The organism is Mesorhizobium sp. NPDC059054, from assembly GCF_042739215.1.
Lineage (GTDB): Bacteria > Pseudomonadota > Alphaproteobacteria > Rhizobiales > Rhizobiaceae > Mesorhizobium.
This window is the reverse complement of the sequence record NZ_JBHYHV010000002.1, coordinates 439,732-465,545: the sequence shown is the minus strand read 5'-3', so window position 1 is coordinate 465,545 and position 25,814 is coordinate 439,732. Positions and strand designations below refer to the sequence as shown.

Annotated in this window: 21 protein-coding genes, 1 other RNA gene and 1 pseudogene; 1 reads left to right on the top strand and 22 read right to left on the bottom strand. The window is 62.1% G+C overall.

Features of this window, described 5'->3' with window-relative positions; translation table 11 throughout:
• Positions 1–34 precede the first annotated feature (34 nt).
• The 18 genes and pseudogenes from ftsZ to mraZ all read right to left on the bottom strand — a co-directional run bounded on the left by ftsZ (position 35) and on the right by mraZ (position 21,113).
• Positions 35–1,720: a cell division protein FtsZ gene (gene ftsZ / locus ACFWXH_RS09975; protein WP_379119751.1), complete on the bottom strand. Its 1,686-nt coding sequence runs from the start codon at positions 1,718–1,720 to the stop codon at positions 35–37.
• A gap of 72 nt (positions 1,721–1,792) precedes the next feature.
• The gene (gene ftsA / locus ACFWXH_RS09970; RefSeq protein WP_054308233.1) at positions 1,793–3,100 is read right to left on the bottom strand and encodes a cell division protein FtsA; all 1,308 of its coding nucleotides are present in this window, start codon (positions 3,098–3,100) and stop codon (positions 1,793–1,795) included.
• A complete protein-coding gene (locus tag ACFWXH_RS09965) occupies positions 3,097–4,038 on the bottom strand; it encodes a cell division protein FtsQ/DivIB (protein ID WP_379119749.1) in 942 nt (313 codons plus the stop codon). The genes ftsA and ACFWXH_RS09965 overlap by 4 nt, the downstream gene beginning before the upstream one ends.
• Positions 4,026–4,952, bottom strand: coding sequence for a D-alanine--D-alanine ligase (locus tag ACFWXH_RS09960; RefSeq protein ID WP_379119747.1), 927 nt, complete (start codon positions 4,950–4,952; stop codon positions 4,026–4,028). The genes ACFWXH_RS09965 and ACFWXH_RS09960 overlap by 13 nt, the downstream gene beginning before the upstream one ends.
• Before the next feature lie 451 nt (positions 4,953–5,403).
• Positions 5,404–6,219, bottom strand: a complete 816-nt coding sequence (locus ACFWXH_RS09955) for an amino acid ABC transporter permease (RefSeq protein WP_054308236.1) — start codon at positions 6,217–6,219, stop codon at positions 5,404–5,406.
• Positions 6,220–6,239: 20 nt separating this feature from the next.
• Complete coding sequence (locus ACFWXH_RS09950; RefSeq protein WP_379119744.1) at positions 6,240–7,082, bottom strand: transporter substrate-binding domain-containing protein; 843 nt, start codon at positions 7,080–7,082, stop codon at positions 6,240–6,242.
• Between the two features lie 203 nt (positions 7,083–7,285).
• Positions 7,286–8,248, bottom strand: a complete 963-nt coding sequence (gene murB / locus ACFWXH_RS09945) for a UDP-N-acetylmuramate dehydrogenase (protein ID WP_379119742.1) — start codon at positions 8,246–8,248, stop codon at positions 7,286–7,288.
• On the bottom strand, positions 8,245–9,651 hold the full coding sequence (gene murC, locus ACFWXH_RS09940) for a UDP-N-acetylmuramate--L-alanine ligase (RefSeq protein WP_379119740.1): 1,407 nt from the start codon (positions 9,649–9,651) through the stop codon (positions 8,245–8,247). The genes murB and murC overlap by 4 nt, the downstream gene beginning before the upstream one ends.
• Complete coding sequence (gene murG / locus ACFWXH_RS09935; RefSeq protein ID WP_379119738.1) at positions 9,648–10,775, bottom strand: undecaprenyldiphospho-muramoylpentapeptide beta-N-acetylglucosaminyltransferase; 1,128 nt, start codon at positions 10,773–10,775, stop codon at positions 9,648–9,650. Before murG ends, murC begins: the two co-directional genes overlap by 4 nt.
• Before the next feature lie 13 nt (positions 10,776–10,788).
• Complete coding sequence (gene ftsW / locus ACFWXH_RS09930; protein ID WP_054308241.1) at positions 10,789–11,946, bottom strand: putative lipid II flippase FtsW; 1,158 nt, start codon at positions 11,944–11,946, stop codon at positions 10,789–10,791.
• Positions 11,946–13,346, bottom strand: a complete 1,401-nt coding sequence (gene murD / locus ACFWXH_RS09925; protein ID WP_379119736.1) for a UDP-N-acetylmuramoyl-L-alanine--D-glutamate ligase — start codon at positions 13,344–13,346, stop codon at positions 11,946–11,948. Before murD ends, ftsW begins: the two co-directional genes overlap by 1 nt.
• Positions 13,347–13,354: 8 nt before the next feature.
• Positions 13,355–14,437 (bottom strand): phospho-N-acetylmuramoyl-pentapeptide-transferase, encoded by a 1,083-nt coding sequence (gene mraY, locus ACFWXH_RS09920; RefSeq protein WP_054308243.1) that lies wholly within the window; start codon positions 14,435–14,437, stop codon positions 13,355–13,357.
• Between the two features lie 21 nt (positions 14,438–14,458).
• The gene (locus tag ACFWXH_RS09915; RefSeq protein WP_379119733.1) at positions 14,459–15,889 is read right to left on the bottom strand and encodes a UDP-N-acetylmuramoylalanyl-D-glutamyl-2,6-diaminopimelate--D-alanyl-D-alanine ligase; all 1,431 of its coding nucleotides are present in this window, start codon (positions 15,887–15,889) and stop codon (positions 14,459–14,461) included.
• Positions 15,886–17,334, bottom strand: coding sequence for a UDP-N-acetylmuramoyl-L-alanyl-D-glutamate--2,6-diaminopimelate ligase (locus ACFWXH_RS09910; RefSeq protein WP_379119731.1), 1,449 nt, complete (start codon positions 17,332–17,334; stop codon positions 15,886–15,888). The genes ACFWXH_RS09915 and ACFWXH_RS09910 overlap by 4 nt, the downstream gene beginning before the upstream one ends.
• A 57-nt stretch (positions 17,335–17,391) precedes the next feature.
• Positions 17,392–19,104 (bottom strand): penicillin-binding protein 2, encoded by a 1,713-nt coding sequence (locus tag ACFWXH_RS09905; RefSeq protein WP_054308246.1) that lies wholly within the window; start codon positions 19,102–19,104, stop codon positions 17,392–17,394.
• Positions 19,105–19,274: 170 nt separating this feature from the next.
• A pseudogene (locus tag ACFWXH_RS09900) lies at positions 19,275–19,637 on the bottom strand (hypothetical protein); the annotation flags it as partial.
• 4 nt (positions 19,638–19,641) lie between these two features.
• Entirely contained in the window at positions 19,642–20,658 is a 1,017-nt protein-coding gene (gene rsmH, locus ACFWXH_RS09895) for a 16S rRNA (cytosine(1402)-N(4))-methyltransferase RsmH (RefSeq protein ID WP_379119729.1), read from the bottom strand.
• Positions 20,655–21,113: a division/cell wall cluster transcriptional repressor MraZ gene (mraZ, locus tag ACFWXH_RS09890; protein WP_379119727.1), complete on the bottom strand. Its 459-nt coding sequence runs from the start codon at positions 21,111–21,113 to the stop codon at positions 20,655–20,657. Before mraZ ends, rsmH begins: the two co-directional genes overlap by 4 nt.
• 409 nt (positions 21,114–21,522) lie before the next feature.
• Here mraZ and ACFWXH_RS09885 point away from each other — a divergent pair, with 409 nt between their 5' ends.
• Positions 21,523–22,638: a cystathionine gamma-lyase gene (locus tag ACFWXH_RS09885; protein WP_379119725.1), complete on the top strand. Its 1,116-nt coding sequence runs from the start codon at positions 21,523–21,525 to the stop codon at positions 22,636–22,638.
• Between the two features lie 97 nt (positions 22,639–22,735).
• Here ACFWXH_RS09885 and rnpB read toward each other — a convergent pair.
• The 4 genes from rnpB to ACFWXH_RS09865 all read right to left on the bottom strand — a co-directional run bounded on the left by rnpB (position 22,736) and on the right by ACFWXH_RS09865 (position 25,714).
• An RNA gene (rnpB, locus tag ACFWXH_RS09880) (RNase P RNA component class A) lies at positions 22,736–23,132 on the bottom strand.
• 65 nt (positions 23,133–23,197) lie between these two features.
• A complete protein-coding gene (locus tag ACFWXH_RS09875) occupies positions 23,198–24,049 on the bottom strand; it encodes a lytic transglycosylase domain-containing protein (protein ID WP_379119723.1) in 852 nt (283 codons plus the stop codon).
• Positions 24,050–24,233: 184 nt separating this feature from the next.
• The gene (locus ACFWXH_RS09870) at positions 24,234–24,998 is read right to left on the bottom strand and encodes an N-acetylmuramoyl-L-alanine amidase (RefSeq protein WP_379119720.1); all 765 of its coding nucleotides are present in this window, start codon (positions 24,996–24,998) and stop codon (positions 24,234–24,236) included.
• Positions 24,995–25,714, bottom strand: a complete 720-nt coding sequence (locus ACFWXH_RS09865; RefSeq protein ID WP_054308251.1) for a DnaJ family molecular chaperone — start codon at positions 25,712–25,714, stop codon at positions 24,995–24,997. The genes ACFWXH_RS09870 and ACFWXH_RS09865 overlap by 4 nt, the downstream gene beginning before the upstream one ends.
• Positions 25,715–25,814 lie beyond the last annotated feature (100 nt).

The window sequence follows — 25,814 nt, the reverse complement described above, 5'->3', positions numbered from 1 at the left end:
TGCCTGTTAACAACTGTTACAATCCGTTAGAAGATCAGTTGGCCTGCCGGCGCAGGAAGGCCGGAATCTCCAGCTGATCGTCCTCATGAGTCGCGCGCTGCTGCGGTGCGAAACGGCCGTGATCGTCGGCCTGGCCGCGGCGCGGCGCGTAGAGTTGCGCGTCTTGCGGTGCGAGACGGCGCACTTCCGGAGTTGCCTGACGCAGCTTCGGCTCGCGCGGCTGTGCCGGCTGCAGACGAGCTGGCTCTTCCTCACGACGGGTCAGGCCATTGGTGAGGCGCTTCAACAAGCCCATCGGACCACGGTCTTCGTGATCGACCGGATGCTGCTTTGCCTCGACTTCGGCGCGCACCACCGGCGGGAAGTCTTCCACACGCGGCATCCGCGGCTGGGCTACTGCCGCCTGCTGCATGGCAACTTCACGCACGGGCTGCGGAGCCGGCTGCGGCGCAACCTGCTGCATCACGGGATGCGGCTGCGGCTGGGCCGGAGGCGCCTGGAACAGCTTGCTCTGCGGGCGGAAATCGTCCTGCGGAGCAGTCTGGGCGACGCGCGGCTGTTGAGCGAGCGCGGCAGCATTGGCTTCCGCCTGCTGGATGGCTTCCGCAACCGGATCAGCGGCACGCGGTTCCTGAAGCGCCGACTGCGGCACCGGAGCGCTGCGCACCTCGGCGGCCGGAGCGGCCGCCGGGCGCGCCGGCGTCTTCGGCTGCGCGGCACGGATCGAGATCGGAGCAGCGGCGATCTGCTCGGCCGATTTATCGATACCGGTCGCGACGACCGAGACGCGAATGACGCCTTCGAGTTCCTCGTCGAAGGTGGCACCCAGAATGATGTTGGCGTCCTGGTCGACCTCTTCGCGGATACGGGTGGCAGCTTCGTCGACTTCGAACAGGGTCAGGTCGCGGCCGCCGGTGATCGAGATCAGCAGGCCCTTGGCACCCTTCATCGAGGTCTCGTCGAGCAGCGGGTTGGCGATCGCGGCTTCGGCTGCGGCCATTGCACGGCCCTCGCCGCTTGCCTCGCCTGTACCCATCATTGCCTTGCCCATCTCGCGCATGACCGAACGAACGTCGGCGAAGTCGAGATTGATCAGGCCTTCCTTGACCATCAGGTCGGTGATGCAGGCAACACCCGAATAGAGCACCTGGTCGGCCATCGCGAAGGCGTCGGCGAAGGTGGTCTTGTCATTGGCGAGCCGGAACAGGTTCTGGTTCGGGATGACGATCAGGGTATCGACGCATTTCTGCAGTTCTTCGATGCCCAAGTCGGCCGTCTTCATGCGACGCTGGCCTTCGAAGTGGAATGGCTTGGTCACCACGCCGACCGTCAGAATGCCCTTTTCGCGGGCCGCACGGGCAACGACCGGGGCCGCACCTGTTCCGGTGCCGCCCCCCATGCCGGCGGTGACGAAGCACATATGGGTGTTGGAGAGATAGTCCGTGATCTCGTCGATGCACTCTTCAGCGGCGGCGCGGCCGACTTCGGGCTGCGAGCCCGCGCCGAGGCCCTCGGTGACATGCGCCCCAAGCTGGATCAGCCGCTCGGACTTCGACATGGTGAGCGCCTGCGCATCGGTATTAGCCACGACGAACTCGACGCCACGCAGGCCCGCCGTGATCATGTTGTTGACCGCATTGCCGCCGCCACCGCCGACACCGAACACGGTGATGCGTGGCTTGAGCTCGGTGATGTCCGGCTTTTTCAGATTGATCGTCATAGTCCTCGTCCTTTTGCCTTTACCGCCGCTTCGCCGTCGCGGCCGCTTATGGGGCTGTCCCCGTCAACTCAACTAAAAACTGTCTCTCAACCACTGACTCATGCGGTGCAGCCTCCCGCCTGTTCCCGTCATCTTGAAACGGGAGGCTCCAAAAGCAGGACGGCTCTCGAAAGAGGCGACCTGCGGATAGATCATCAACCCGACCGCCGTCGAGAAAGCCGGTCCCTTCGCCGCTTCAGGCAACCCGGCAACCCCGAGCGGCCGCCCGACGCGCACATTGCGTCCCAGCACGCGGCGCGCCGCTTCCGGCATGCCGGCAAGCTGGCTGGCGCCACCGGTCAATACGACCCGCTTGCCCACCACATTGCCGTAACCGGACTTGCTTAGTCGCTCGCGCAACAGTTCCAGCGTTTCCTCGATACGGGCCCGAACGATTCGTGTCATCACCGAACGCGGAATTTGCAGCGGAGCCTCGCCCTCTTCGCCGATCGGCTGGATGGTGACGAGATCGCGATCGTCGGAACTGCCAGGCAAAGCCGAACCGTGCATGACCTTCAGCCTTTCGGCTGCGTCCAGCGAAGTCGACAGACCCTTGGCAAGGTCGAGGGTAACGTGATTGCCGCCGACGGGAATGGAATCGCCATAGACGAACTTGCCTTCCGAGAAGACCGAGATCGTGGTGGTTCCGCCGCCCATGTCGATGCAGGCGGCGCCCATTTCCAACTCGTCGTCGACAAGCGCGGCGAGGCCAGCGGCATATGGTGTGGCGATCAGACGTTCGACCGACAGATGCGAACGGTTGATGGCGAGCTCCAGATTGCGCAGCGGCGCGGAATCGCCGGTCAACACATGCATGTCGACGCCAAGTGTGTCGCCGACCATGCCGCGCGGATCGCGCACACCGCGTTCGCCGTCGAGCGAGAAACCGACCGGCAGCGCATGCAAGACTTCGCGCTCGGACTTCAGTGCCTGTTTGGCGCCGGCGCCGAGCACCCGCTTGATGTCGTTCTCATCGACTTCATGACCACCGAGATTGATGGTGGCGTTGAAGGTTTCGCTTTTCAGGCGGCCGGCCGTCATGTTGACGATCAGCGAATCCACGGTGAGGCCCGCCATGCGCTCGGCGGCATCCACCGCCAGACGGATGGCATGTTCAGCACGATCGAGATCGATGACGACGCCCGACTTCACGCCATGCGACTTTTGGTGGCCGATGCCCATGACCTGGATGCGGTGCGAACGGCCGCGCAACAAGTGGCCTTCTTCGCAGGGCTTGAGCTTTGCCACCACACAACAGACTTTGCTCGAGCCGACGTCGAGGACTGTCAGCACGCCGGACCGGCGCGAGGCTCCATCATTGTTGCCGCCGAGCCAACTCATATCTGCTGCCCCGCCTTGCGCTTTGCCATCTTGGCTTGTTCCTTCAGCGCCGCCGCGCGCGCCGTCACGGCTTCCTGCGTCAGCTGCACCGTCAATCGATCGGACAGGCGCATGTCGATCGAAACGACGTCGCGCGACAGAAGTCCTTTTTCGCGATCCATGCGCACGAGCTCGGCCATCGCCTGCTCGGCGTCGAACTCCGGCAACTTGATGACGACGCCGTTGTCCAGCTTGATGTCCCAGCGCCGGTCGCCGACGCGGATGTAGCCGCGAACCTTGGAAGCGAGCTCGGGGAAGCCAGCCACCTTTGCCATCAGGGCGGGCGCGTGCTCAGGAGCTCCCTGACCGACCAGCAGTGGCAGTTTCGACTGATCGCCACCGGTATAGGGGGCGATGATACGGCCATCCTTCTCGATCACGGAAAGCTCGGAACCACGCTGCCAGATAGCAAAAGCCTGACGCTCGTCTATGCGCACTTCCAGGAGATGCGGATAAATCTTGCGCACCGCCACCGACTGGATCCAGGGCAGCAATGCGATACGCTCGCGCGCGCCTTCCGCACTGAAGCCGACCAGTGAGGTCCAGCCGTTGAGATCCAGCTTGTCGAGAATATCGATTTCCGATGTCTCGCGATTGCCGACCACCTTGATCTGATCGACAGCAAAACCGGTGCGGGCGGTTACGTCCTGCACGAACCCATCGAGATGGCCACCGAGATAAGCACCGTAGGTCAAAGAGGAAGCAAGGAAGGCAGCATTGATCACAGTCGCCGCGAAGGGCGGAGCCGCGAAGTCACCGCGCGTAAGCCTTCCCAGCGTGCGCACGGGCTTGCGCAGCAGCTTGGGCAGCACGAAACGATCGAGCCAAGAGGACGCACCGAAGCGGGCGCGCGGCACGGCACCCCCTCTTCCGCCTTGTCCCCAGTTCAACGCCGACACGACGCGTCCTCCACCATCCAACTCAACAGCTCGCCGAACGAATGCCCTGCCTGGGCGGCGATCTCCGGCACCAAGGATGTCGGCGTCATGCCGGGCTGCGTGTTGATTTCGAGCCAGACAACCTCGCCGTTCTCGGAAAAACGGTCGTCATAACGGAAGTCCGACCGGGAGACGCCCCGGCAACCGATCGCTTGGTGAGCCTTGAGGGACAGTGTCTGTATTTTTTGGTAAATATTTAGTGAAATTTTAGCGGGAACCTCGTGTTTTGAGCCACCCGGAACGTATTTTGAATCATAATCATAGAAGGAATGACCGGTCGGGATGATTTCACAGACCCCGAGCGCCACATCGCCCATCACCGCACAGGTGAGTTCGCGCCCATGGATGTAACGCTCGACCATGACTTCCTCGCCGTAATTCCAATCCGGCGACGAAATCAGCTGCGGCGGATGCGACTGATCCTCCTTGACGATGATGACGCCGAAGCTGGAGCCCTCATTGACAGGCTTCACTACATAGGGCGGCTTCATCGGATGCTCATTCTTGATCGTGAAGCGATCGATGATCCTGGATTCAGCAACAGGAATTCCGATTGCCTTCGCAACTCTCTTTGCCTGCTCCTTGTTCATAGCCAGAGCCGAAGCCAGAACGCCGGAATGGGTGTAAGGAATACCGAGAAATTCGAGCACCCCCTGGATCACACCATCCTCACCGTACGGACCATGCAGGGCATTGAAGGCGACGTCCGGCTTCAGCTCAGCGAGAACCGAGGAGATGTCGCGCCCGACATCGACACGAGTGACCTGATACCCCTCCGCCTCGAGCGCATCCGCGCAGGCCTTCCCGGAGGACAAGGACACGGGCCGCTCGGACGAAAAACCTCCCAGCAAGACGGCCACATGTTTTTTCTTCATCACCCCGTCATCCTCTCGCGGCGGGCCTGCACTTCCAATTTCCAGACATGAATCGCCTTCGTCCGGAGAATGACTTCCCCAGATGAAACGCGGCCCCACGCGTCGAACGACTCAAATCAGGAAACGCTATTGGCCCAAAGAATCAGAGAGTTGATTCACTGACAAGCCCCTATGATTCCGAGGGATTCACTTTCTCGAAAAAAGTGTTTCGAAAGCCGACTTTTGAGTCCTTTCTGCAACGGCACTTGAGGCATCCGCGCCACGGATGCCGCAGTGAAAATCGTCTTTCACAACGCTCGAAATCAGTTCACGACTTTTAGGAAGCCCGCCACCGTCCGCAGCGGCAGATCACAGAGCGCATGGAGCCGCTCTGCGGAAACACCGTCGCGCGCCTGCACCGAAGAAAGCCCGTGCATGAAGGGCGTAGAGCAGCAGTGTATGAAGCCGGAAATCAGCGGGCACGGTAGCCCTTGCCGAAATGGCTTTCCAGCCGAACCTGCACCAGTTCGAACAGGATCGACAGGAACCAGTAGATCGCCGCCGCCGTCGTCAGCATTTCTATGTAGCGATAGCTGGAGCGGCCATAGGATTGCGCCACGAACATCAGTTCGGTCACGCCCATGACCGAGATCAGCGACGAATCCTTCAACATCGCGATGAATTGCGAACCGGTCGGCGGAATGGCAACGCGGATCGCCTGCGGCATCACCACCTTCACCATCAGTTGCCAGGGATGCAGGCCAAGCGCCAGCCCGGCCTCGCGCTGGCCGGCGGGCACGGATAAAAGCCCGGCTCGGAAGATTTCGCTCAGATAAGCGCCGTAGTTCAGGGAAAGCGCGATGATGCCGGAAGGGATCGCCGCCGGCACCGGTCCGATCTGCGGAATGCCGAGATAGATCAGGAAGATCTGCACCAGCAGCGGCGTGCCGCGGAAGAACGAGGTGTAGAAGGTGGAAATGCCGTAGGCGATGGAGCTCTTCGACAGACGCCCCAGCGCCGCCAGCAGGCCCAGCACCACCGAAGCGATGATGGAGAAGAAACAGACATAGAGCGTGAGAACCGCCCCTTGGATGAACCCGGCGCGGCTCAGCGTAAAGCCAGCCAGCGCCGGGAACTTGTCGACAATGAACGGCAGGTCGAGTCCGAAGGACAGGAAGAAGGCGACGAACAGCGCAAGCAGCACCAGCCAGACGATGGCAACGCGGGTACGAAACGCCTTGTCCACTGCGCCGGCGCGTGTCTGGCCGGTTGTTTGCTCTGCCGCCACTCCCGACCGCCCTTGCCCGCTTATTGCTTGGCCGAGATGTCGCGGCCGACCCACTTCTCGGAAATCGTCTTCAGCGTGCCGTCGTCATACATAGCCTTGAAGATTTCCTTGATCTTGGCTTCCCATTCGGGATCGCCCTTGTCGACGGCTACCCAGAGCGGCTCGGTGAAGAGCGTATCATCGACGATCTTGAGCTTGCCTTCCGACTTCTTGACGCGCTCGGCGACCGTCATGTAGCCGGCCACGGCCGCATCGAGGCGCTTGCCATCACCAAGGCCGAGATCCTGGAAGGCGAAATCCTCGGTGTCATAGGGTTTTACCGTCACATCACCGAATGGAAATTCCGGCTTGACCGGCTCCTTGCCAGGCACTTCGATGACCAGTTCCTTCTGCAGATACTTCTCGTAAGGTGTTCCACCCTGCGTGCCGACATTCTTGCCCGTCAGGTCCTTGACGCTCTTGATGGTGGTGTTGTCGGAATTGACGGCAACCACCGCCGGTGCGCCATAATATTCATTGACGAAGTCCAGCACCTTGGCTCGCTCAGCGGTCGGCGACATCGAGCAGATGCAGACGTCCCAGCGGCCCTTCCAGTTGCCTGCGGTGATGATTTCCCATGATGGCGTCTCGACCTTGAGCTCGACACCCAGGCGCTTGGCAACTTCACGCGCGATGTCGACATCGAAGCCGACCACCTCGCCCTTGTCGTCAATGTAGGAAAAAGGCGGATAGGCCTGGTCGGTCACTTCGACCAGAACCTTGTTCTTCATGATACGGTCGAGCGTCTCGCCGGCATGCGCCGTCGAGATCATGCCGGCCAAAAGGCCACCCACAACCAGTTTCGCTGCGTTCTTCAATTTCATTGGATGCCTCCCTGCGGCCTCAGCCGACACCTATGTAGCGCCAAGTCAAAGCACAATCGCGCTTCGACGGCACTGGTCCAGCCTGTTTGATGTTCCCCGAGCCGGCTGGTCCAGCTTGGCTTATGTATAGACGTAAAATGCTTCTGCCTGGACTGCAAGCGCGATCCGATATTCGGGCACTGCAGTCAGCGAATTGAAGCAGTCTACAGCAACTGCCCCTGGAATTCCTGCACCTCGCGGCCAGGTCGGAAATTGCCGATGCGCTTGATTTCCCAATGCAGACGGATGCCGGAGTGCTCCAGCACGCGCTCGCGCACCGTCTCGCCGAGATTTTCGAGATCATAACCAGTTGCGGTGCCGGTGTTGATCATGAAGTTGCAGTGCATAGGCGACATCTGGGCGCCGCCCACCATTAGCCCGCGGCAGCCCGCCTTGTCGATCTCCTTCCAGGCCGAGGTGCCTTCCGGGTTCTTGAAGGTCGAACCGCCGGTCTTCTCGCGGATCGGCTGAACCGTCTCGCGATGATGCTGCACGGCATCCATCGCTTCCTTGATGGCAGCCTTGTCTTCCGGATAGCCCTCGAACAGCGCCGAGGTGAAGATCAATCCGGTGGGCGCCGAATGGCGATAGGCATAGCCCATGTCTGCATTGGACAGCACATGCGCATTGCCCTGCCGGTCGAGCGCCCTCACCTCCACGACACGTTCACGCGTTTCGACGCCGTTGGCGCCGGCATTCATGCGCAGCGCGCCGCCGATGGCACCTGGAATGCCGTGGTAGAAATGAAAACCGCCGATACCGGCTTCGAGTGCCACAGCAGCCACCCGCTTGTCCGGAAGGGCGGTACCGGCGCGGATTTGCGTCGCTGAAACCACCTCCGCCTCGCCGAACCCCTTGGCTGAAAGCCGCACGACGAAGCCCTCGATGCCGCCGTCGCGCACCAAAAGGTTCGAGCCGACACCAACGATTGTGAGTGGCACCTCCTCCGGCACCGCTTTCAGGAAAGCAGAGAGGTCTTCCTCGTCGGCCGGCTGGAAAAGCGCGTCAGCCAAGCCGCCGGCGCGGAACCAGGTGATCTTGTCCATCTCGGCATCGGGCGTAATGCGCCCACGCAGCCCCTTCAGCCTGTCGCCGAGTTTTTCCAGCAGCTCTGGGCCGCGTGTCATGACCCGGCTCCGGCAAGTTCCTTCGGCAGCGCGTAGGCCCATTGCGTGATGTTGCCGGCGCCAAGAAAGACGACGAAATCGCCCGGCGCTGCCAGTTTGCGCACGATCGGCGCAACGTCGGCCGGCCCTTCGATGTAGCGCGCGTCACGATGGCCGCCGGATCGGATGCGCGACACCAGCGCGTCCGAAGACGCCCCGTCTATCGGATCCTCGCCGGCCGCATAGACCGGCGCCACCATCACCGTGTCGGCGTCGTTGAAGCAGGAGGCGAACTCGTCGAACAAATCATGCAGGCGGGTGAAGCGGTGCGGCTGGGCGATCGCGATCACCCTGCCCTTGGTTGCGTCGCGCGCGGCCCTGAGCACCGCTTTGATCTCCACCGGATGGTGGCCGTAGTCATCGAACACCTCGACACCATTCCAGGAACCGGTGTGAGTGAAGCGCCGTTTGACGCCGCCGAAGGCGGACAGGCCTTTCTTGATCGCGTCGGCAGAAATGCCGAGCTCGTTGGCGACCGCGATTGCAGCCGTGGCGTTGGAGACATTGTGGCGCCCGGGCATCGGCAGCCGGAGGCCCGAAATCACCGTCTCGCCGCCGCCCTTGCGGTTGCGAATGGTCACGTCGAAGACAGATGCGGCGCCGTCCATGCGATGGTTGGAGAAGCGCACGTCGGCTTGAGTATTTTCGCCATAGGTGATGACGCGGCGGTCTTCGATGCGGCCGACCAGCGCCTGCACTTCCGGATGGTCGGTGCACATCACGCCGAAGCCGTAGAAAGGCACGCTCTCGACGAATTGGCGAAACGCTTCACGCACCTTGTCGAACGAGCCGTAATGGTCGAGATGTTCGGGATCGATATTGGTCACGACCGCGATATCGGCCGGCAGCTTCAGGAAAGTACCGTCGCTTTCGTCGGCCTCCACCACCATCCACTCGCCGTCGCCCATGCGGGCATTGGTGCCGTAGGCATTGATGATGCCGCCGTTGATGACGGTCGGATCAAGCCCGCCGGCCTCCAACAACGTCGCCACCATCGAGGTGGTCGTCGTCTTGCCATGCGTGCCGCCGATCGCGACGGCCTGGCGAAAACGCATCAGTTCCGCCAGCATCTCGGCGCGACGCACGACAGGCAGGTTCTTCTCGCGGGCGGCCCTCAATTCAGGATTGGCCTTCTTGATGGCGGTCGAGACCACCACCACTTCGGCCTCGCCAAGGTTCTCGGCCCTGTGGCCGACGAAACATTCGATACCCTTGTCGCGCAGGCGCTGCACATTGGCGCTTTCGGCCTGATCGGAACCCTGCACCTTGTAGCCGAGATTGTGCAGAACCTCGGCGATGCCGCTCATGCCGATACCGCCGATGCCGATGAAATGCACGAGGCCGATCGTCTGCGGCATCTTCATGCGCGGGTTTCCTTCCTGAATTCTTCTATCGTCTGGCGCGACGCAATAGCCTCTGCGAGGTCGGCGAGCAACCGCGCCGCGTTCGGGCGACCGACCGACTTCGCCGCTGCAGCCATCGTTCCGAGACGTTCCGGCTGCTCCATTGCAGCGCTTAAAAGGGTTGCGACCGTTTCAGGCGTGAGCGTGGACTGCGGATGGACCTCGCCACCGCCGGCGGCAGCAAGAGCGGCTGCATTTGCGGCCTGATCGTGGTCAAGCGCATGCGGATAAGGCACCAGAAGCGCCGGCCGTCCAATGACGGCGATCTCGGAAACCGTCGAGGCGCCGGAACGCGAAACCACCAGATGGGCGCCGGCCATGCGCTGCGCCATATCGGTGAAGAAGGGGGAGACCTGCGCGTCGATACCCAGCTTGGCATAGGCATCCTTGACCCTGCCGACGTCATCGGCACGCGCCTGCTGTGTAACGACGAGTCTAGCGCGCTGGGCATCGGACAGCTGGGCAACCGCCGCCGGCACGGCGTCGGAGAAGAATTGCGCTCCCTGGCTGCCGCCGAATACCAGCAGCCGGAACGGATCGTTGCCGGTTGAGGCGACATAGGGTGTTCTGGCCGCTTCCAGCACAGCGGGGCGCACCGGGTTACCGGTGGTCACGGTCTTGACGCCCGCGGCACTAGTGTCCTCTGGCAGAAAGCCGCCGGCAATGGCATCGACCCGTGGAGCGAGCGCGCGGTTGGCACGGCCCATGACGGCGTTCTGCTCATGGATGACGGTTGGTACCTTGCGCCGCGTGGCGGCGTACAATGGCGGCAGCGTCGGATAGCCGCCGAAACCCACGACAACCGCCGGCTTGATACGCTGGATGACGCTGGATGCTTGTCGCACACCTTGCCAGATGCGCCACACGGCACCCATGAGCGCGATAGGGTTTTTCGATCCGAACGTCGCAGAGCGGATCGTGTGCGCTTCCTTCGCCGGGAAATGACTGGCATAGCGCGAGGCGCGATCGTCGGTCGCCAGATGTACCGTCCAGCCGCGCTCAATCAGCTCGTGCGCCAGCGCTTCCGCGGGAAAGAGATGCCCGCCGGTGCCACCGGCTGCCAGTAGAATAGTCCCTCTAGCCATGACGTTCCGTCAATTACTCCGCCGGAAGGAAGCGCTGATAGCCTTGCAGGCCGCCGAGCGTCTTGCGCTTCTCGGGCTTCTTTCGGGTAAGTGCCAGCACCATGCCCATCGATATGGCGATCGCGATCTGCGAGGAGCCGCCATAGGAAATGAACGGCAGGGTCATGCCCTTGGCCGGCATCAACTGCAGGTTCACCGCCATGTTGATGGTGGACTGCAGGCCGAAAATGGTAACAAGGCCGCCAATGGCATAACGGGTGAAATCGTCATGCTCCTTCAGCGCGGTGTTGAGGCCGCGCAGCACGATGAAGGCGAAGATGGTCATGATGAAGAAACACATGATCAGCCCGTATTCCTCGCCAGCCACCGAAAAGACGAAGTCTGCGTGACTGTCCGGAATCGCGCGCTTGACCGTGCCCTCGCCCGGCCCGACGCCGAGCCAGCCACCATTGATCAGCGCTTCCCTGCCCATGTCGACCTGATAGGTGTCGCCTTCGCCAGTCAGGAAGCGATCGATACGGCCGGCAACGTGCGGCAGTATTGTATAGGCGGCGAACACGCCGGTAACACCGAGCGCACCGAGCACCACGATCCACAGCCACGACAAGCCGGCCATGAAGAACATGATGCCCCAGGTGCCGGTAACCAGCATGGTCTGGCCGAAGTCGGGTTGCGCCAGCAACAAAGCAACGACAAGCCCCAGCATGATCATTGCCAGCACGTTACCCGGAATGTCGGGATGCCGCTTGTGCTCGGCGAACAGCCAGGCACAGAGGATCACGAAGGCTGGTTTGAGAAATTCGGAGGGCTGAATTGAAACCCCGGCAAGCGAAATCCAGCGCCGGGCCCCTTTCACTTCGACGCCGACATAGAGCACCGCCACCATAAGCACCAGCATGATACACAGCATCACGATGGACATGCGCCGGATCTGCCGTGGCTCGAGGAAGGAAACACCCAACATCACGCACAACGCCGGTACGGTAAAGATGATTTGGCGCGTGGCGAAATAGAACGGACCCAGGCCGATACGCTGCGCCACAGCGGGGCTGGCCGCAAAGGACAGAACGATGCCCAGCCCCATCAAGAGCAGGAACGCCGCAAGAAACCATCGGTCGATGGTCCACCACCAGGTTGCAACCGGGCTTTTGTCGAGACGACTGGCGGCCATTATCGTGTCCCTCCGATGGGTTTCACGCCCTCAATAGCAGCGACGGCTTGCCTGAAGGCTTCGCCACGCAGCTCGAAATTCTTGAACTGGTCAAAGCTGGCGCAAGCCGGTGATAGAAGCACCACCGCCTCTCCGCTCTCATCCTTGGCCGCTTCCGCGGCCGCGCGCTCGACAGCGGCGGCCAATGTGCCTGCGATCTCGTAAGGTACGGCCTCGCCGAGCGTTGCCGAGAAAGCAGGTGCTGCCTCACCGATCAGATAGGCTTTGGCAATACGCGGGAAGAAGCCGCGCAGCGGTTCGATGCCGCCTTCCTTGGGCAGGCCGCCAGCGATCCAGTAGATGCGTGGGAAGGATGACAATGCCGGTGCCGCGGCATCGGCGTTGGTTGCTTTGGAATCGTTGATGAACAGCACATGGCCCTTGCGAGCAACCTGCTCCATGCGATGCGCCAGTCCTGGAAAGCTCTCCAATCCCGACTGGATTTCGCCGAGCTCCAGCCCGACTTTCAGGCAAGCCGTAACGGCTGCCAGTGCGTTCTGCGCATTGTGCTGGCCACGCAGCGAACCGATGCCCTCCAGGAAGGCGATACGGCTGTAGCGCCCGTGCACGGCTTCCATCAGATTGGTGCCGTCGGCGAAATAGCCATCGGTCAGCGGCAGCCGCTTGGAGATACGGATGACATCCTTGCCGGCACGCTCGAGACGATCCGCGATCTGAGCGCACCAGGCATCATCGATGCCGACGATCGCCGTTTCCGAGCCAGCCACCAGCCGCTCCTTGATCGCGGCGTAATGCTGCATGGTCCCGTGCCGGTCGAGATGATCCGGCGTCAGGTTAAGCAGGATGCCGGCGGTCGGATTGATCGAAGGGGCGAGATCGATCTGGTAGGACGAACATTCAACCACATAGTGGCGGCCGGTTACCGGCGGATCGAGCGTCATGACAGCGCGGCCGATATTGCCGCCCATCTGCGTATCGCGGCCGGCCGACTTCAGGATATGCGCCGTCAGCGCTGTCGTCGTCGACTTGCCGTTGGTGCCGGTGATGGCGACAAAGGGTGCGTCCGCCTGAAGCCGGTTGCGCTCGCGCGCAAACAGTTCGACATCGCCGATCACTTCAACACCGGCAGCACGGGCCAGTTCTACCGACCAATGCGGCTTCGGGTGGGTCAGCGGCACGCCGGGCGAAAGCACGAAGGATGAAAAGCCGGCCCAGTCCGCGCCGCGCAGATCGCGCGTCGCGATCCCTTGTTCACCCGCCTTGGCCACGCTCTCCGGATTGTCGTCCCAGGCCAGCACCTCGGCACCACCCTCGATCAGCGCACGCGCCGTGGCTATCCCCGAACCGCCGAGCCCGAACAGCGAAACCCGTTTGCCTGCGAAGGAAGTTGCCGGAATCATGCAGGCGCCTATCGCAATTTGAGGGTGGAAAGGCCGATCAGCGCCAGTATCACGGCAATGATCCAGAACCGGATGACGACCTGGCTCTCGGTCCAGCCAAGTTTTTCGAAATGATGATGGATCGGCGCCATCAGGAACACGCGCTTGCCTGTCATCTTGAAATAGCCGACCTGGATGATGACCGACAGGATCTCGACCACGAACAGGCCGCCGATGATGGCCATGACGATCTCGTGTTTGACCGCAACTGCTACCGTGCCGATCAGGCCGCCGAGCGCCAGTGAGCCAGTGTCGCCCATGAAGATCGCGGCCGGTGGGGCGTTGAACCAAAGAAAGCCGAGGCCGGCGCCAATGACCGCACCGAGGATCACCGCCAGTTCACCTGTACCGGGCACGAAATGGATCTGCAGATATTCGGCGAACACCGCGTTGCCCGACAGGTAGGCGATGACGCCGAAGGAAGCCGCCGCGATCATGATCGGCACGATGGCGAGCCCGTCCAGGCCGTCGGTCAGATTTACCGCATTGCCCGCCCCCACCACCACAAACGCGGCGAACGGGATGAAGAAGAAACCGAGATTGATGATCAGTTCCTTGAAAAACGGAAAGGTGAGCGAGGACGAAAACGGAGGTTGGCCGCTGCGCATGATGATCCATGCGGCGATGCCGGCGATGATGAATTCCAGCGCCAGGCGTGCCTTTCCAGAAAAGCCGAGATGCGATTGTTTGGTGACCTTCAGATAGTCGTCATAGAAACCGATGGCACCGAAGCCGAGTGTTACGAACAGCACGACCCAGACATAGATGCTGGTAAGGTTCGCCCACAAAAGCGAGGAACCGATGATGCCGGTGAGGATCATCAGACCGCCCATGGTCGGCGTGCCGGCCTTCTTGAAGTGCGTCTGCGGTCCGTCGGCGCGGATCGGCTGGCCCTTGCCCTGGCGCACGCGCAGCGAGTTGATGATCGTCGGCCCAAAGATGAAGACGATCAGTGCCGCAGTGATCAGCGCACCACCGGTGCGGAAGGTGATATAACGGAAGACGTTGAAGACCGTGACGCGGTCGGCAAAGTCGACGAGAAGCCAGAACATGCGTTTTCGTCCCCCGGACCTTCAAATTTCCGTTTCGGCAGCGTGCGCCGGAAATGTCTTGATGAGCGTGTCGACCAGCTTTGCGAAGCCGATGCCTTTGGATGACTTGACCATCACCACATCGCCCGGCCGCAAAGCGCCGAGCAGCAAGGGTTTCAACGCCTCAGTCGTCGGCTGGTAAGTGACGTTCGTGCCGTCGGGAAGCGCATCGGCCAGCGCCTGCATCTCCGGCCCGGCCAGAAGCACCATGTCGGCGCCCGACTCCGTCACCAGTTCGGCAAGCCCCGCATGCAGTTTCTGCGACTGCGCTCCAAGTTCCAGCATATCGCCCAGAACGGCAACGCGGCGGCCTCCCTCGGCCACCGGTGTGTCCCTGAGCAAAGTCAACGCCGCCCTCATCGAGGTCGGATTGGCGTTGTAGCTCTCATCGATCAGTGTGAACGGACCATCCGAAAGCGAAAGGATATGGCGCGCGCCACGACCTGGCGCTGCGGAAAGATCGGCGAGCGCCTCCGCCACCCGCGTCACCTCGGCGCCAACCAGATGGGCGGCGCCCAGCACGGCGAGCGCGTTCTGTGCCATATGGCGACCGGGCGCACCAACACGCGCAACAAGCTCCTTGCCAGCGATCTTGGCGGTAATGATTGAATGATCTGCTTCGACAACACAGTCGATCATGCGGTAGGTCGAGCGCTGCACTTCGCCGAAACCAAAGACATGGGCTACGCCGGCCTGCCGCGCCAGCTTGGCGAGCAGCGTCGAGCGCGGGTCGTCGCGGTTGAGCAGCGCGGCACCCTCCGGCTCCAATCCCTCGAATATCTCCGCCTTGGCGCGGGCGATCTCGTCCAGGTTGCGGAAGAAGCCGAGATGGGCAGCGGCAATCACCGTGATGATGGCCACATGCGGCCGCACCATCTTCACCAGCGGACGGATTTCGTCCGGGTGGTTCATGCCGATTTCGAACACGCCATAATCCGTGTCCTGCGGCATGCGCGCCAACGTCAGCGGCACACCCCAATGGTTGTTGAACGAGGCGGCCGATGCGTGAACCTTGCCGACGGCGGAGAGCACGTGGCGCAGCGCTTCCTTGGTCGAAGTCTTGCCGACCGAACCGGTCACTGCGATGATTCTGGCACGGGAACGCGCGCGGGATGCGATGCCCAGCTTCTCCAGGGCGACAAGTACATCGGGCACCACGATCATTGGCGCGGTCAATCGGCCGAGTGCCGGTAGCTTGCCTTCTGCGACCACCAGCACCCCTGCACCTGCCTTGATGGCAGCCGTGGCGAAATCATGCCCGTCCATCGTCTCGCCTGTGATGGCGAAGAAGGCTTCGCCGGGCTGCAAGCTGCGGCTGTCGATGGAGACGCCGCTGATGCCTTCCGGCATATTGCCGAACGGACGACCGCCAACGGCGGCGACAAGGGCATCGGCGGTCCAGAGATGACTCATGCGGCACGCTCCCTGAGCGCGACACGCACTTCCTCATGATCGGAAAACGGCAGGGTCTGCGAGCCAACAGTCTGGCCCTCTTCGTGGCCTTTGCCGGCCACGATCAGCGTGTCGCCGGTATGGAGCATGGCGACCGCCTCGTGTATCGCCTCGCGACGGTCACCGATCTCGATGGCGCCGGGCGCGGCGGCGAGAATGGCGGCACGGATTTCCTCCGGCACTTCCGAGCGGGGATTGTCGTCGGTGACGATGACGACGTCAGCCAACCGTGTGGCGATCTCGCCCATGATCGGACGCTTGCCACGATCGCGGTCGCCACCACAGCCGAACACCACCAGCACGCGACCGGTGGTGAAGGGACGCACGGAGGCCAGCACATTCTCCAGCGCGTCCGGCTTATGGGCATAGTCGACATAAACCGGGGCGCCAGCCGTCGTGGTGCCAACGAGATCGAGCCGTCCCGGTGCACCCTTCAGTTTCTCCAGTGCCGGCAAAGCCTTGGCGGCAGGTGTTCCCGTGGCGATGGCCAGGCCGGCGGAGACCAGGGCATTGTAAATCTGGAAGTCGCCCGCCAGTGGCAGGTCGATCTCGTAGATGGCGCCGTCAGCCATGATTTCCGCGCGCTGACGGTGGCGCTCATGCTCGACGCGCTTGAGTTCGAGGAAATTGCCATGACGGCCGACCGTCAGCACCGAAAGTCCGGCCGCGTTGGCAGCGGCGATCGTCGGCTCCGACCACGGATCGTCGGCGAAGATCACGGCCGGAGCACCCTTGGGCAGAAGCCTGTCGAACAGGCGCAGCTTGGCCTGGTGATATTCCTCGACGGTCGGATGATAGTCCATGTGGTCGCGGCCGAGATTGGTGAAGGCGCCGGCGGCGAGTTTGACGCCGTCCAGACGACGCTGGTCCAGGCCATGGCTGGAGGCCTCCATCGACGCATGCGTGACACCGGCGTCGGCGAGCTCCTTGAGCAGCCTGTGAAGCGCGACCGGATCCGGCGTCGTCAGCGAGCCGTATTCGTTGCGACCCGGCGCGACCACGCCGGTGGTGCCGATCGAAGCGGCGGCAAAGCCGGCATGCTCCCAGATCTGGCGCGTGAAAGCCGCAACCGAGGTCTTGCCGCTGGTGCCGGTGACGGCGACCATCGTCGCGGGCTGACGGTCGAAGAAGCGCGCGGCAGCGAGCGCAAGTGCGTGACGGGGATCGTTGGGGAAAAGAACCGGAATACCGAGACCTGAGATGTCGGCACCCTTTGCGGCGACGATAGCGCTGGCGCCGCGTTTTGCGGCTTCAGCCGCATAGGCCGCACCATCTGCCTTGGTGCCAACAAGGGCAAAGAACAGATCGCCTGGCTGCACTTGCCGCGAATCCGACGTGATGCCGGTCACCGCGATGTCGGAGGAAGCCTCGACAGGCAGGATACCGGCTAAATCTCTAAGCTTCATCGATCCCCAGTCATCTAACAAAACGGCGCGCTTTGGCCGGCGCGCCAAAAGAATCACTCAGTAGGACACCAGCGTTGCAGCATTTTCTTGGCCGAAATCTGGCTTCACGCCAAGCATGGGCGCCGAGCGGCGAATGATGTTGGCCACCATCGGCGCGGCATTGGAGCCGGCAGTAGCACCACGGCCGGGCATTTCCGGCTTTGGCTCGTCGATGATGGTCAGCACGATATATTGTGGATCGTCCATCGGGAACGCCGCCACGAAGGCATTGAAGCGAACATCCTTGGAGTAGCGACCGTTGATGACCTTTTCAGCCGTACCGGTCTTGCCGCCGACACGATAACCAGGGACGCGAGCGTTCTTGCCGGAGCCTTTTTCGGCGTTCAGCGTATAGAGATAGCGCATGCCTTCTACAGTCTTCTCGCTGACCACCCGCTTGGCGACCTCCATCGCCTGATCGGCGGTGCGGGTCAGGAAGGTCGGCTCGATCAGGAAGCCGCCATTCATCAGCGCCGCACAGCCCACCGCCGTCTGCAGCGGCGTCGTCGAAACGCCATGGCCGAAGGCGGCGGTGATTGAATGCACCTTCTTCCACACTTTTGGTTCGGTCGGCTTTGCCACTTCGGGCAGCTCCGTCTTCATCTTCTCCAGTACGCCCAGGCGATGCAGAAATTCGCGGTGGCCTTCGATACCGACCACGTCGGCCTCCTTGGCCGAGCCGATGTTGGACGAATAGATGAACACTTCCGGCACGCTCAGCACGCGACCCTTGCCGTGGAAGTCACGAATGGTCTGGCGACCGATGGTGATGGGCCGCGAGGCATCGAATTTCGATTCCAGCGTCACCTTGCCGGAATCCAGTGCCATGGCGGTGGTGAAGCTCTTGAAGGTCGAACCCATTTCATACAGACCGGCCGACATCCGGTTCAGGCGATCTTTGTCCTGCGCGTTGTAGGGATTGTTCGGGTCGAAGTCCGGCACCGAAGCCATGGCGACCACTTCGCCGGTCTTGACGTTGAGCACGACGCCGCCCGCGGCAATCGCGTGATATCGCTGCATCGCATCGGCGACCTCGTTGCGCACGATGTGCTGCACGCGCAGGTCGATCGACAGCTTGACCGGCTTCAGGTCCCTGGCCACGGCAAGGCCGGACAGCTGCAGATCGGCCAGGCCCTGGTCGTCGATATACTTCTCCATGCCGGAGATGCCCTGATTGTCGATATTGGTCAGGCCGACGATGTAGGACGCGGTTTCACCCGCTGGATAGAAACGGCGCTTCTCCGTGCGGAAGCCGATGCCCGGAACGCCCAGCTGCATGATTTCGGACTGCTGCTTTGGCGTCAGCTGGCGCTGCAGCCAGACGAAACCGGCACCGCTCTTCAGCTTCTTGTAGGTCTGCTCATAGTCGATTTCCGGCAGCACCGTAGCCAGCTTCTCGATAGCCTCGTCGGCATCGACGATGTGGCGAGGTTCTGCGAACAATGAGGAGGTCTTGATGTCAGTCGCCAAAACCTCGCCGTTGCGGTCGACGATGTCGGGCCGCGAGGCGGTGACGCGGCTCGGCGGCGGGCCGGAATCCGTCGGTCCCTGGAAGCCGAACCACACCAGCCGGCCGGTGATAGCGACATAAATTCCAAGGAACACGGCCATCGTCATGACCACGCGGGTGCGGGTCTTGCCGCCGGTCGCCTTGCGCGCGCTGTCCAGTACGATCGAACCGTCCTCGCCGCGCCGCGAGCGTTTCAGGAGCTTGTTGAGAACGCCGATCATTCGTCAGCCCCATCCTCGATCTGTTGCGCGATCTTGTCGGCGACCGCGACCCTGGCGTTGCTTGCAAGCTTGTCCTTGACCGCGGGCTTCGGCTTGGCAGCCGCCACGGCCGGCTTCTTGTCACCCACCTTGGCCTTGCTGGCAGCCTTCGGCTTGTCGGCACCCTTGTCCTTGGTGATCGAGGCGGTCTTTTCCTTATCGACGCCCGGCGCGCCGTTATCCGCCATGATGTCTTCGATGGTCAGCGGCGGCTTCTCGGGCAATTCGTCCAACCGCACGATCTGGCGCGCATCGGCCGTCTGCAGGCCGAGCTGATCCTTGTAGAGATCGGAGAGCCGCTGCAGCCGCGACGGTTGCGTCAGCAGGCTCCAGTCGGCCCTGAGCAGGTCGATCGTGTCTTCCTCGGTGCGGATCTGCGCCTGGATCTTGTAGACAGCAGCCTGCTGCACTTCGGCATCGCGCTTGATCTTGTAGGTCATGGCAGCGGCCGAGACCATCACGGCGATCAGGATGATGTCACTGGTACGGAACACGTGTTCACCTCTCGCCCGGCAGTGTGACGCCGGGAAGCTTGGGAAGACCGAACTGGGCAAGATCACCGGCGCGAGCCGGCGCTTCGGTACGGATCGCGGCGCGCAGCCGAGCCGAACGCGCGCGCGGGTTGATGGCGAGTTCCGCCTCGCCGGCCGTCACACCACCACCTTGCTTGCGGAAGGTTGCGGTGCGCACCTGCGTCTCCGGCATGTGGCGCGAGCCTGCCGCCTGCTCGGAACGATCGGCGATGAAGCGCTTGACGATGCGGTCCTCGAGCGAATGGAAGGTCACTACAACCAGCCGACCACCGGGTTTCAGCACGCGCTCGGCTGCAAGCAACGCCTTTGCCAGCTCGCCCAGCTCGTCATTGACGAAAATGCGCAGCGCCTGGAAGACGCGTGTCGCCGGATGGATCTTGTCGCCCGGCTTGCGGCCGATATGGGTTTCTATGGCATCGGCCAGATCGAGCGTACGCTCGAACGGCTTCTTGGCTCTTCGCGCTTCGATCATGCGCGCGATGCGGCCGGAATGCCGCTCTTCGCCAAGGAAACCGAAAATTCGGGCAAGGTCGCCTGATTTGAAAGTGTTGACGACATCAGCAGCGCTCACACCGGCCTGCGCCATGCGCATGTCGAGCGGACCGTCGAAACGAAAGGAAAAGCCGCGTTCGGCCTGGTCGAGCTGCATGGAGGAAACGCCGATGTCGAGCACGACGCCGTCGACCGCCTCCGCATGCTGATCCAGCGTCGAGAATGGCGCATGCACCAGCTTCAATCGCCCGTCCGCTTCCTGTTCCAACGCCTTGCCGGCAGCGATGGCATCCGGATCGCGATCGACACCGATGACGGACGCACCGCTTTCCAGGATCGCCTTCGTATAGCCGCCGGCACCGAAAGTGCCGTCGATGATGGTATCGCCCGGCTGTAGCGCAAGCGCATTCAGAACCTCGGCGAGGAGGACCGGAATGTGGCGGGCCGGTCCGCCATCGGCGTGGAAATCATCGCCGTGGCCCGCCGTCATTCCGGCCGCTCCCCTGGCTTCGTCCCCTGCCGAAGATGCAAGAGCCTGACCCGTGCCGCCGCACCATAGGCGGCCAGCCGTGCCGGCTCCCATATCTGGAAAAAACTGCCCCTCCCCACGAAGGCCACCTCGGTTGTTATGCCGGTATGTTCGCGAATGAAATCGGTCAACATGACGCGCCCATCCTGATCCAGCTTCAGGAAGGTGCCGTCGCCATGGCAAAAGAAAGACATATCGTCCGCAGTCTGCTGGAACGGATCCTCCTGCGCGATACGCTGCTCGTAGCGATCGAGCAGATCGAGCCCGCCGACATCCATCGCCGCCTGATCCAGGCAGCGCAGTGCGTAAAGTTCCGAATAGCCACGTTTCTGCACAACCGTGCGGAAATGCGCCGGCACGGAGACGCGCCCCTTGGCGTCGATCCGATTCACCGCATTTGACAGAAAACGGTCCATGACGCATCGCGGCAGCTTGCGCCGCCGCACCCTCCGACTTCCTCGTAGCCATGCCGCCGCGGCACGACCCCTTCCTCAGACCTTGAGCCTCGAACAAAGCGAAAATCGACGAACGCACAGCCGCCGCGACCGGCCGTTCGGCGTACGCTTCACCCTGACACGAAACGAAGGCTTGATTAGCGGAATGGGATATCATGGGGCATCATGGGCGTCAACGGGAACAGGCTTCACAGACCCCTTCCAAGGCGAGATTACGGGCACTGCCGCGTTTATCCTCCATTAAGCCTAACGAAGTGTTTAAGAGAGGCTTGGCTCTTGCCCCGACCAACCGCTGGGCCTAGCGTCCCGATTGCTCTCCGGAGCATGCTGATCCCAGCCTCCACACGTTCTCCGACTTCCGAGATCCGCCATGTCCGAAACCGCCTCCTCCCGTGCTGCCGGGCTCCTTCATTTGAGGCGCGAAGGCCTCTCCAGGGGAGACGCCATCCCATTGCCGCTGACGATGGCATCGATCTTCCATGCGCCTGGGGATTCGACAGGCTTCCATCAGTATGGCCGCTTCTCCAACCCGACCTGGGACGGGACGGAAGAGATGTTGTCGTGCCTGGAAAACGCGCCAGTCCTCGCCTTCCCTTCCGGGATGGCCGCGATCTCCGCCGTGTTTTTCGCGCTTTTGAAAGCAGGCGACCGTATCCTGCTGCCGTCCGATGGCTATCACACCACGCGCATCCTGGCAGACCGATTCCTTGGCGCTTTCGGCGTGAGTTTCGACACGCGACCAACCGCCTCGTTCCTTGATGGCGGCTTCGACCGCTACCGGCTGGTCTTCGTGGAAAGCCCGTCCAACCCAACCTTGGACATCTGCGACATCACAGCCGCCGCAGAGACGATCCACAGGGCTGGCGGGCTGCTCATCGTCGACAACACCACAATGACACCTTTCGGTCAGCGCCCTCTCGACCTTGGCGCAGACATCGTCGTTGCCGCCGATACCAAGGCGCCGAACGGCCATTCCGATGTGCTGGCTGGCCATGTCGCCTGCCGCGACACGGACATTATGGCAGCGGTGAAGGAATGGCGCACCACCTCGGGCAGCATACCCAGCCCTTTCGACGCCTGGCTGCTGCATCGCGGCCTGGAAACACTGGAGGTACGCTTCGACCGCATGTGCAACACCGCTGAGCTCATCGCGCCCCGGATCAAGGCACATCCGGCGGTCAAGTCGATCCGCTTCCCCGGGCTGCAAGGCGATCCCTCGCACAACCTTGCCAGCACCCAGATGGAGCGCTTCGGTTTCCTGATCAGCTTCGATCTGGGCTCCGAAGATGAGGCAGAGGGTTTCATCAATGGCTGCGAATTGATGGCGGCCGCCACCTCCTTTGGTGGCGTACATACCTCGGCCGAACGCCGCACCAAGCGCGGCGATGCCGTTCCGCCCGGCTTCGTGCGGCTGGCCGTGGGCTGCGAGCCGGCGGAAGAACTATGGGCTGCAATCAAGGCTTCGCTGGACCGACTTCAGTCCTAAGGATTGAACGGGCAGATCCCGGTTGCTGAATCAACACAGCGACGACTTGAATCAAACTCCACGCCGATTGCGCGAAGCCACTGAATTTCAGAAGAAAAATGCCAGCCGGCCTGTAAGCCGGGTTCTGTATGGCCCCCACTCCTTGCGGAGCGGGAACGTGGCGGCCATTCATCTTGGGCGCATGTTGCCATGCGCCTCACGCAACCTACCCGGGCGGTGGGCCGGAAACAGCCCTGAGGGTTTCCCCTCACACCGCCCCTATTCGGTTTTGCTCCCGGTGGGGTTTGCCCTGCCGCTTCCGTTGCCGGTCGCGCGGTGGGCTCTTACCCCACCCTTTCACCCTTACCGCGGAAACCGCGGCGGTTTGCTTTCTGTGGCACTTTCCCTGGGGTCGCCCCCGCCGGCCGTTAGCCGGCACCGTGTCTCCATGGAGCCCGGACTTTCCTCACCCGCAGCCTTTCGACTCTCGCTGGTGCGGCCGCCCGGCCGGCTGGCAGGGCGTATAAAGGCGTTCGCGGCCAAAAAGGCAAGAGCAAGCTGGCCGACTACTTTGCGTCGATCAACCGGCGCTGCCGATCTGCGCCACCACCTTGCGGCAATAGGCGGAAGAAGTCGGGTTCATGCGCGTGGCGCCATGGCCGGCATTGTATTTGAGGATGGTGCCGCACGTGCTGCCGCCGCCGAGTTCACGGGCCATTCCGAGATACTTCATGCCGTATTTGATGTTGGTCTCGGGATTATGCAGCCCCTGGGCCGAACCGCTGTACCCCATCATGCGCGCAGTGGCTGGCTTGATCTGCATCAGGCCGATCTCGCCAGCGCGGCCAACCATGCCGGGCCGGTAGTTGCTTTCGATCTTGATCACCGCATGCGCAAGCGACACCGGCACGCCATAGGCGGAGGCATAACGCGACACGATGGTGGAATAGCGTGTGCCGGCGCCTGGGGCCAAGCTCGGCTTGACAGCGCCTGACGTGATCGAGGCGGTGGTGACCGTATCGTAGGTTACCTTGGTCTTGGTCCTGGCCTTGGTAGCGATCTTGGTCTTGCTCTCGGTCTTGGCCAGCTTGGTGACTTTGCCGGGCTTCACGTTCGTTGCGGTCTTGGCGTCCTTTGAACAACCGAACAGATAGGGGCAAGGCTCGGCTGCCGTCTTGGCACTTGCGGTTGCCTTGGAGACTTTGACGGTCGACGCAACCTTGGCTGCTTTTGCAACCTTGGCCTCCTTGCCGGCTTTCACGGTTTTCGTGGTCTTGGTTATCTTCTTGGCCGGCGTTGCGGCCGCAGCCTGCGTCGCGACCGGAGTGCCCTGGTCGACTCTCAGACTAGCTGCGACGCTTTCCTGCGAAGCGAAGGCAAAAGAAATCACGCCGGCAGCAACAGCTGCCGCTACAATGAACGGTTTCTGCATGTGGTCCTGTTTTTCTTGGCCGCACGAAGAACTTCGCGCAGCATCCTACGATGAATGCCGGACTAGACTGGCACTTGTCCTGCATCGGTGTGGATTTGCGTTTGAAACCGGATTTGGCGGCAATGAAGGCCGCACAATTCAATTCATGTTACAGAATGTAATATTGAACAGGGAAGTAAACTGGTCAGCCGAGACTTGCGGTCGCGGAAGCAATCAGGCGCCGCAACGTCCGGATCGTCGACCTGTCTGCAACTCCATCAATCAGGCGCGGCCGGAAATGGCGCTGGAAGGCTTCGACGACAATACGCGTCAGCGGATCGAAAACACCCGTGATTTCAATCCCATAGCCATATATCGCAAGCAGGGATTGCAATTCCTCGACATCCTGCCCTGCATCACCTTCCTGCAGAATCGGTCCTCGCCGGATCGGCGATGCGGATACGAGATGGCCGATGCCTGCGGCGTGCAGCACCTTCCAAGGAAATTTTTCGCCGGGATCGACCTTGCGACCGGGTGCCACATCCGAATGAGCCAGAATCCGCTCCGTCGCAATGCCGTGGCGCGCCACAATGCCGGCGGTAAGGGCGATTACCGCCTCGATCTGGCGCTTCGGAAAGGGCCGATATCCCAGCGTATGGCCGGGATTGACGATCTCGATGCCCACGGAGGCCGAGTTGAGGTCGGTTTGGCCACGCCAAGAGCTCTTGCCAGCATGCCAGGCGCGGTCGCTCTCGCGCACCATCTGCACGATACGACCATCCTCATGCACGAGATAATGCGCGGAAACCTCGCTGGCGGGATTGCACAGCCAGGCTTCGGCGCCCGCTCCGGTTTCCATGCCGGTATAGTGCAGCACGACCATGTCGGGATGGAACGGGCCGCGACGCGGCCCGAAATTCGGCGACACCCTGACCTCGGCTCCGGCATGATCAGGCGAGAAGCCGCTCATGCCGGGGCGAGATCCCGTTCGATCATCTCATATGCTGCATTGATCGCGGCAACACGCGTCGTGGCGATCTTGATAAATTCCTGCGGCAGGCCGCGTGCGATGACCTTGTCCGGATGGTTCTCGGCGACCAGCTTGCGGTAACGCTTCTTCACTTCATCGAACGGCCGCCCCCGCTCTATGCCAAGCACGACGTAGGGATCGTCCGCTCCCAGGTGCACGTGACGGGCGAGGATCGTCTTGTAGTGCGACTCCTCGATCCGGAAGATTTCGGACACCCGATGCAGGAACTGCCCTTCCCGTTCATGCAGGACGCCATCGGCGGTGGCAATGTGGAAGAGACCGTCAAGAATGTCCTCCAGCATCATGCAGTTGGCATGGCCAGAGCCGCATAGATTGGCGAGCTTTTCGGCATACGCCTCGAAACCGGCGACATCCTGCTTGGCCAGATCGTAGAGGCGCGCGACGTTGTGCGTTTCTTCCGGCGGCACTTCGAAGATTTCGCGGAAAGCACGGATCTCGTCCTGCGTGACGACACCGTCCGCCTTCGCCATCTTGGCCGAAAGCGCGATCATCGCGATCGAGAAGGAAACCCGGCGGCGCAGCTCGGCGTCACCGGAAAAGACCGTGCGCACAGCCTCGACCACCTCGGCGATGCCGGCCGAGGCAGAGGCTGAAATGCGGGCGATGAAATCGCCGATACGGTCCCAAATCGACATGTGCCCCTCTTAGAACCAAGCACATGGCGCTATCAAGGCATGATCGCGTCCATGCGCCGGCACGGAACCAATCAACAAGGCAGATTGGCTACGGAAGAAA

Coding starts and splice junctions, on each gene's coding strand:
- ftsZ (WP_379119751.1), bottom strand. CDS start 1,720: ATGACGATCAATCTGAAAAAGCCGGACATCACCGAGCTCAAGCCACGC.
- ftsA (WP_054308233.1), bottom strand. CDS start 3,100: ATGAGTTGGCTCGGCGGCAACAATGATGGAGCCTCGCGCCGGTCCGGC.
- ACFWXH_RS09960 (WP_379119747.1), bottom strand. CDS start 4,952: ATGAAGAAAAAACATGTGGCCGTCTTGCTGGGAGGTTTTTCGTCCGAG.
- ACFWXH_RS09950 (WP_379119744.1), bottom strand. CDS start 7,082: ATGAAATTGAAGAACGCAGCGAAACTGGTTGTGGGTGGCCTTTTGGCC.
- murB (WP_379119742.1), bottom strand. CDS start 8,248: ATGACACGCGGCCCAGAGCTGCTGGAAAAACTCGGCGACAGGCTGAAG.
- murC (WP_379119740.1), bottom strand. CDS start 9,651: ATGAAGATGCCGCAGACGATCGGCCTCGTGCATTTCATCGGCATCGGC.
- murG (WP_379119738.1), bottom strand. CDS start 10,775: ATGGCTAGAGGGACTATTCTACTGGCAGCCGGTGGCACCGGCGGGCAT.
- ftsW (WP_054308241.1), bottom strand. CDS start 11,946: ATGGCCGCCAGTCGTCTCGACAAAAGCCCGGTTGCAACCTGGTGGTGG.
- murD (WP_379119736.1), bottom strand. CDS start 13,346: ATGATTCCGGCAACTTCCTTCGCAGGCAAACGGGTTTCGCTGTTCGGG.
- mraY (WP_054308243.1), bottom strand. CDS start 14,437: ATGTTCTGGCTTCTCGTCGACTTTGCCGACCGCGTCACGGTCTTCAAC.
- ACFWXH_RS09915 (WP_379119733.1), bottom strand. CDS start 15,889: ATGAGTCATCTCTGGACCGCCGATGCCCTTGTCGCCGCCGTTGGCGGT.
- ACFWXH_RS09910 (WP_379119731.1), bottom strand. CDS start 17,334: ATGAAGCTTAGAGATTTAGCCGGTATCCTGCCTGTCGAGGCTTCCTCC.
- ACFWXH_RS09905 (WP_054308246.1), bottom strand. CDS start 19,104: ATGATCGGCGTTCTCAACAAGCTCCTGAAACGCTCGCGGCGCGGCGAG.
- rsmH (WP_379119729.1), bottom strand. CDS start 20,658: ATGACGGCGGGCCACGGCGATGATTTCCACGCCGATGGCGGACCGGCC.
- mraZ (WP_379119727.1), bottom strand. CDS start 21,113: ATGGACCGTTTTCTGTCAAATGCGGTGAATCGGATCGACGCCAAGGGG.
- ACFWXH_RS09885 (WP_379119725.1), top strand. CDS start 21,523: ATGTCCGAAACCGCCTCCTCCCGTGCTGCCGGGCTCCTTCATTTGAGG.
- ACFWXH_RS09875 (WP_379119723.1), bottom strand. CDS start 24,049: ATGCAGAAACCGTTCATTGTAGCGGCAGCTGTTGCTGCCGGCGTGATT.
- ACFWXH_RS09870 (WP_379119720.1), bottom strand. CDS start 24,998: ATGAGCGGCTTCTCGCCTGATCATGCCGGAGCCGAGGTCAGGGTGTCG.
- ACFWXH_RS09865 (WP_054308251.1), bottom strand. CDS start 25,714: ATGTCGATTTGGGACCGTATCGGCGATTTCATCGCCCGCATTTCAGCC.